Annotated in this window: 10 protein-coding genes and 1 tRNA gene; 8 read left to right on the forward strand and 3 right to left on the reverse strand. The window is 62.4% G+C overall.

The window, feature by feature from the left end:
• Positions 1–49: 49 nt before the first annotated feature.
• Positions 50–140, forward strand: a tRNA-Ser gene (locus GOACH_RS19565).
• A 43-nt stretch (positions 141–183) separates the two neighbouring features.
• Here the strand turns inward: GOACH_RS19565 and GOACH_RS19570 are convergent.
• Both GOACH_RS19570 and GOACH_RS19575 read right to left on the reverse strand, forming a co-directional pair.
• Entirely contained in the window at positions 184–1,341 is a 1,158-nt protein-coding gene (locus GOACH_RS19570; RefSeq protein WP_005178604.1) for a site-specific integrase, read from the reverse strand.
• Between the two features lies 1 nt (position 1,342).
• On the reverse strand, positions 1,343–1,933 hold the full coding sequence (locus tag GOACH_RS19575; RefSeq protein WP_235434428.1) for an XRE family transcriptional regulator: 591 nt from the start codon (positions 1,931–1,933) through the stop codon (positions 1,343–1,345).
• Between the two features lie 165 nt (positions 1,934–2,098).
• On the opposite strand from GOACH_RS19575, the gene GOACH_RS24380 reads away from it, so the two are divergent.
• Positions 2,099–2,311 (forward strand): helix-turn-helix domain-containing protein, encoded by a 213-nt coding sequence (locus GOACH_RS24380; RefSeq protein WP_005178608.1) that lies wholly within the window; start codon positions 2,099–2,101, stop codon positions 2,309–2,311.
• Here the strand turns inward: GOACH_RS24380 and GOACH_RS23845 are convergent.
• Complete coding sequence (locus GOACH_RS23845) at positions 2,266–2,457, reverse strand: hypothetical protein (RefSeq protein ID WP_040519178.1); 192 nt, start codon at positions 2,455–2,457, stop codon at positions 2,266–2,268. The genes GOACH_RS24380 and GOACH_RS23845 overlap by 46 nt on opposite strands.
• Before the next feature lie 12 nt (positions 2,458–2,469).
• Here GOACH_RS23845 and GOACH_RS19585 point away from each other — a divergent pair, with 12 nt between their 5' ends.
• The 6 genes from GOACH_RS19585 to GOACH_RS24085 all read left to right on the forward strand — a co-directional run.
• Positions 2,470–3,177: a hypothetical protein gene (locus GOACH_RS19585; protein WP_005178610.1), complete on the forward strand. Its 708-nt coding sequence runs from the start codon at positions 2,470–2,472 to the stop codon at positions 3,175–3,177.
• Entirely contained in the window at positions 3,174–3,356 is a 183-nt protein-coding gene (locus GOACH_RS23850) for a hypothetical protein (protein WP_152930122.1), read from the forward strand. Before GOACH_RS19585 ends, GOACH_RS23850 begins: the two co-directional genes overlap by 4 nt.
• The gene (locus tag GOACH_RS19590) at positions 3,349–3,693 is read left to right on the forward strand and encodes a hypothetical protein (protein WP_005178614.1); all 345 of its coding nucleotides are present in this window, start codon (positions 3,349–3,351) and stop codon (positions 3,691–3,693) included. The genes GOACH_RS23850 and GOACH_RS19590 overlap by 8 nt, the downstream gene beginning before the upstream one ends.
• Positions 3,694–3,795: 102 nt before the next feature.
• A complete protein-coding gene (locus GOACH_RS19595) occupies positions 3,796–4,215 on the forward strand; it encodes a DUF2742 domain-containing protein (protein ID WP_005178616.1) in 420 nt (139 codons plus the stop codon).
• Positions 4,212–5,627 (forward strand): AAA family ATPase, encoded by a 1,416-nt coding sequence (locus GOACH_RS19600; protein ID WP_005178619.1) that lies wholly within the window; start codon positions 4,212–4,214, stop codon positions 5,625–5,627. The genes GOACH_RS19595 and GOACH_RS19600 overlap by 4 nt, the downstream gene beginning before the upstream one ends.
• A gap of 153 nt (positions 5,628–5,780) precedes the next feature.
• On the forward strand, positions 5,781–6,000 hold a 220-nt coding region (locus tag GOACH_RS24085; protein WP_217999524.1), incomplete at its 3' end, for a hypothetical protein.

The raw sequence follows: 6,000 nt of genomic DNA on the forward strand, positions 1-6,000 counted from the left end.
CTGACCTGCTGATTTAGTGTCAGACGCCAGCTGCGGTACAGTCTTCCGCGGTGGCGTGTCCGAGCGGCCGAAGGTGCAGCACTCGAAATGCTGTGTGCGGTAACCCCGTACCGAGGGTTCAAATCCCTCCGCCACCGCCAGAAATGGCCTCCTATCTTCCCAGGTAGGGGGCCATTTTGGTGTCTACGGGGAGGTGTCGGTGGTTCCCTCTGCCCACACTTTGCCCACACTCTGCGGCGAGTAGCGCTGATTCAGGGTGACCGCGACAGCATCAAGATCGTCGTCAAACAGGTCTGCGTAGACGTCGAGCGTCACCTTCGCGGAGGTGTGCCCGAGCATCCGTGCGAGCGCCAGGACGTTGACGCCGGCCGACACCGCGAGGCTCGCTGTCGTGTGTCGCAGATCGTGCGGCGTGATCGTCTGAACTCCTGCCCGCTGCACCGCTCCGGCGAACCACCCTCGAGTGGACTTCGGCCGCGGCAGGTACCGACCGTTCGGACCCGGGAACACCAGCTCGTCGAGATCCTTCCCCTGACATTGCACCGAGAGCTCATCAAGGATGAACTGGGGGACAGGTACCGATCGAGTCTTGCGTGACTTCGTGCGCCCAACCGCGTGCTCTACACCAAGCTGCACCGCATTGTCATGCACAGTGAGCCGCTTCCGCAGGAACTCGACATCGCGGACCCGCAGGGCAACCAGCTCGCCCCAGCGCAGACCGCAGTAGGCCAGGGTGAGCACTAGGGCGCGGTGCTCACCCGACTCGACGGCGAGACGTTCGACGTCGGATGCTGACAGGTAGACGTGCCGCTTGCGGCCCTTCTTCGGCAAGTTCTCGACCCCACGGGCTGGGTTCACTGCGAGTCGCCGAGACTTCACCGCGTCGTCGAGGATGCCGGCGAGTACGCCGTAGGCGCGGATGATCGTCGTCGCGCCGGCGCCCTTCTTCACCACTTCGCCCTTGGCGTCGGTGATGGTGCGCCCAAGATCCGCGATCCACCGCTCGACCTCGCCCAGTTCGATGTCGGCGATGCGACGCCGACCCCACTTCGGTTCAACGTGTGTGCGCCACGCACTCTCGAGTGTCCGGTAGTTCGACGGCGCAACGTCAGATTCCTTGCGCGACAACCAGTCGGGTGCGAGCTCGCTCACGGTGATGCGCCCCAGGGTCGGAGCGACGTAGGAGCCGGTCAGCTTCTCGAGCTCGACGGTGGCAGCGAACGCCTCGGCGTCACGCTTGGTTCGGAAGCCACGCTTGTCTGTCTGGCGATGGTCCGGCGTGCGGTAGCGGACGCGATATCGCTTGCCGCTCTTGGTCGTATAGCTCTCAATCGTCGCCATCTCAGCCCCTGATCGCTTGCCTCAACTCGGACTTCAACGCCCGCATGATATGGCCGCGCCTCTGTGGAGTGGCGTGTTCGCCGGCACGTGAATTGCGCTCGTCCTCGACTGACCAGCCCCAGAGACTTGCGCTGGCTGCGTTGATCATTTGGACGGAGGTCTCTAGGTCGGCAGCAAGTCGTGAGGTCGCCAGTCCAGAGTGTTCTTCCACACTCTTGAGTGTGCGCACGTCGACATCGGGAAATCTAGCGGCAGCCTCCCGAAAAGCGTTGACTGAGCCCGCGAAAACCTCACGGATCTCATCAGGGCTCTTCGTGTCGCCGGCCAATGGCGTCGGGTTGCCGCCAGACAGAATCTCCTTTAGCCGATCGGCAGTGAGTCTGAGCTCTGAGGTGAGGTCAAGACGGTGCTCTGTAGTGAGGACGGCAGAGACGGTCAACGGGTCGCCGGTCGCTTCGCTGTACGCCATGCATGCGGCAACTACGGTGCCGATCGTTGAACTGACTCGGCCGGACTCAAAGTCTCCGGTACGCGAACTAGTCCACCGCAACCCGTAGGACCGAGCCACCTTTGCAACCTCGTCGAGCGTCACGCCGTGACGTTTGCGATGCGCTCGTGCGTTCGCCCCGATCGCCTCCGATAGCTCCATAGCTCGCAACGATACGTGATTACCAGTTACTTGACATCAGTCCTGTTCTTTGTGTATCTGTTGAAGTGACGCAAAAACGCGTTCCTTCAACCAAGAGGAGAAGACCGAATGTCGAATACGAAGTCAGTGGCAACTCCACCGTTACTTGGAACACCGGGCGAGGTAGCGGAGGTCTTGCACACCACAGTCGAGGCACTCAGCCAGGATCGCTATCTCGGTCAAGGGATTCCGTACGTGAAGCACGGTCGCCGGGTTCTCTACCGATGGGCAGACGTTCACGCGTACATCGAGAGCAACACAGTGAATCCGGGCGCCGCCTGATGGGCATCACCCAACACGACCGAGACCGCATCGAGGATCTCGGCCTGGACCCGGAGGCCGATCACACGGAAGACCTCCGACAGAACAATGCCGCCGACACCGCAGATCTTGGCGGAACGGGTGTCGACGGCCGGATCAACTCTCACTAAGGAGAACCGATGACAACCATAGTACCCACCGTCGCTGACGTGCTGGAAGAGCGACGTCGCCACGTATATGACTTGCTGTTGGCAATCTGCACTGTCTGCGCGCAGCCTCGCCAGGCCAAGCGGCCCCGCAACCGCGACTACCGCACCGAGACAGGCGACCTCAAGTGCGAAGGCTGCGGCAAAGTCACGCGGCACGCACTGATCAAAGGACTTAGCCACGATGAGCGTACGTGGGCGTTTGCCTACGGAATGCCGGACGACTACGGCAACGTCCACACCGACGAGTTCATGGATCGTATGCGCGCCGGGATGCAGCGAAACCCGCGGCTGAGCCACATCTGGTACTCGTCCGTCGAAGCGAAGGCCATTGCCGCGGGGGCGCCAATGATGCGCACATTGTGCGGGGAACTGGTACCCACCCCTGCGAGTGCAGACGACACGAACCATGTCCCGAAGGCTTCGCTGGACCCGATCGCGTATGGCGAGTCTCGGCACCACCGAGAGTTCGATTCGAGCGGGTGGCGAATCATGGATTGCGTCAACTGCCTTCGCGTGCACAACCACGGCGAGGCTGTACGTCGTCGCAAGCACCTGGCGGAGTTGATGACGACTGCGCTCACTGAACTCCTCGATCCGCCGCGTGCCGGAATCTACGACGACCACTCGGAGGCGCTGATCGCTGCGTTGAGGGCCGTTCACGGGGAGGTGTCCCGATGACCGTCATCGTCGCATTCGCCTTCATCGTCGGGTTCGTCCTCGCTTACCTGATCGGTCGGGAAGACGGCGCAGAAGCAGAGCTCGAATTGTGGGCGAGCGACAGCAATTCGCCCGTATGTTGCACGTCTCGGAGTATTCGAGATACGCGCCGGACGATAGGGCCGGATTGTGATGCCTGATTCCACACAACCACCGCAACAAATCCTGGTCACTGGAAGTGACGGCAACGTCGACTCATTCATCGACGCGGACCAACTGCAATCGGACGCTACCCGGTTGATGTACCAACTCGCAGCCACCGCAGGTGATGACGAGGCCACCGACAAAGTTTCCAAGCGATGGGTGACGGAACACGATCCCGACTATTTCGGGTTCCTCGCCGCCGCAGCCCTCTCGTTAATGACGCGCTGCATTCTTGGTCCCATTCTTGAAGTCACTGACGAAATGGGTGTGAACCTGCGCGACGGTCTCAATAATGCGGCCAACAATGCCGAAAGCACTCTCGGCGACAACTGAATACAAGAAACCCCGGCATGGGGTGGGCGGAAGTCTCGCACTTCAACCGCACTCGTTCACCCCAGCCGGGGAATCCCAACCAGAAAAGGAGCACCACCACTGATGTCCACCACCAGTATCCCAAAGGTCGGGGCTGATCCCGGTCGAATTTCGGCGAGGTGCGGCGCCGACCCCATGGGCAACCGCATCGTTGCGCTGACGCCCAGCAGCCGCGAAGTCTCTTGGTCACTGACGCACGAAGCGCTGTGGCCCGTCGTCGAGCGCGCTCTACGAGTTGGGCCGCTCCCATTGATCGGCACCCACGACTGGATCGACCTCGGCGCTAGTGATCCGCGACGCGTCGGCGCGATCTACCTCGCCGCCGACCAATGGGCACTGCACTTGGAAAACCACGCCACAGCAATGATCGACGCAGCCGCCGAAGTTTCAGCCGCTCTCGACTGGTCCGCGCAAGCGCAACGCCAACTCGAGCACGAACGCTGGATCGAAGCGAATCCGTGGGCTGTTAGGAGGTCGGCATGAGCGACAGCGAAGTGTCGATGCCGAAGGTGTGGAAGGCGACCGATCTGAAACCAGCGGAACAGCCGAGGCATCTAGCCAGAGGTCATCTGATTCGCGCGGCGATCAATCTCCTGGTCGGTGACGAAGGAATCGGGAAGAGCCTTTTTTGGGTGCTGATCATCGCGGCAATCACCAAAGGCCGTGCTGTTCCGGAACTCGGTATACCCGCCCGCGCCCCGCAGCACGTCCTACTGGTGATCACCGAGGATGCGTGGACCGACACTGTGCTGCCACGCTGCGAGGTTGCGGGGGTGGACCTGGACTACGTGTCGGTGATCTGCGCCGAGGACGACGGTAGCGGTGCGCCAGTGTTCCCCCGAGACATGGACCTTGTGCGCAACGCCGACCCCCAGCCGGTGCTGATCGTCGTCGATGCCTGGCTGGATACCGTCGCAGCGAACCTGTCGGTCAAAGACCCGCAGCAGGCACGTCGTGCACTGCACCCGTGGAAAGAGGTGGCGACTCACACCAGCGCCGCGGTGCTGCTGTTGACCCACACCAATCGCCTCGACACAGGCAATGCTCGCGACAAGTACGGCTCTACCGGCGAGCTGCGCAAGAAGGCGCGCCTAACACTGTTCGCTCAGCAGGATGACGACGGCAACCTTGTTGTTGGTGTGGAGAAGGCCAACACCACCAAGGCATTGCCGGCCTCTATGTTCACCATTGACCCGATCCAGCATTTCGATGCGACCGACGAACACGACGGCTCGGTGCCTCGACTGCGCTACATCGGCCAGTCGGATCGGACCGCACGCGACCATATCGCCGATCAATTCGACGGCGAACACGGTGACGACCGCCAAGAGCGTCAGGACGCCGCGACGTGGCTTCGCGGGTATCTGGAAGTTGAAGGCCCCGATGCGCACTCAGCAGAGGCGAAGAGAGAGGCCAAGAAGGCGGGGATCTCTGAGCGCACCCTTCAGCGGGCCCGGAAGAAGTTGGGCGTGGTGATCGGATACACGGGGCAACCGCCGGTGTCGACGTGGTCGTTACCCGACCAAAGTGACCGTGTCGTCGATGGGGAAGTGGTCGACTCGACCGTTGTGCCACCCGAGGCCACTACCTCTACGGGTGGCACAGCTGGCACAACTGGCATATCCACTGGTCACAACGCTATGCCAAAGGGCGAAAACCCTAGTTGTGCCACACCCACCGACACGGGGCACGAGGTGGCACAACGGGGTACCGCGCGCCCGACGATCTGCTCGGTGTGCGGTTTCGCCATGACGTTCCCCGCCGATGTCGACGCAGGCCACCACGACGCGTGCGTTCCGCAACCCGCCGTGATGAACATCTGCTCGGTGTGTGGACGCCCCTGCAAACCCACCATTGCGGCTCACGTCGAGTGCCTGACGGGGAAGGCGTCGTGATGCGAACCGATTACAACTCGGGTGCCCTTGGTCTCCTCGCCGCGATCCTCGCCGACAGCCCTGATCTGAGTGGAGCAAACTGTATCGGCTCGCCAGAGCTATTCGATCCGCGTGACCCCCGCGAGAGCGCCGACGAGGTGCGCTACCGCCACGATGCGGCCGAAGCGCTATGTCACCAGTGCCCTGCGCTCGAACGGTGTCGGTCATGGACGTCGAGCCGCCGCGATGACGGATCAGTGGTTGCTGCGCAGGCGCCTCGACTTCCCGGTCGACCACGGAGCGGTGCCGCGTGAGGCGCTACGGCAGAGGCGGTTCGGCGTCGGTCTACGTCACCCGCGACTATGCGCGGCCAGTCGTCGTGACGCTGGTCGGT

The organism is Gordonia aichiensis NBRC 108223 (assembly GCF_000332975.1).
GTDB classification, from domain to species: domain Bacteria; phylum Actinomycetota; class Actinomycetes; order Mycobacteriales; family Mycobacteriaceae; genus Gordonia; species Gordonia aichiensis.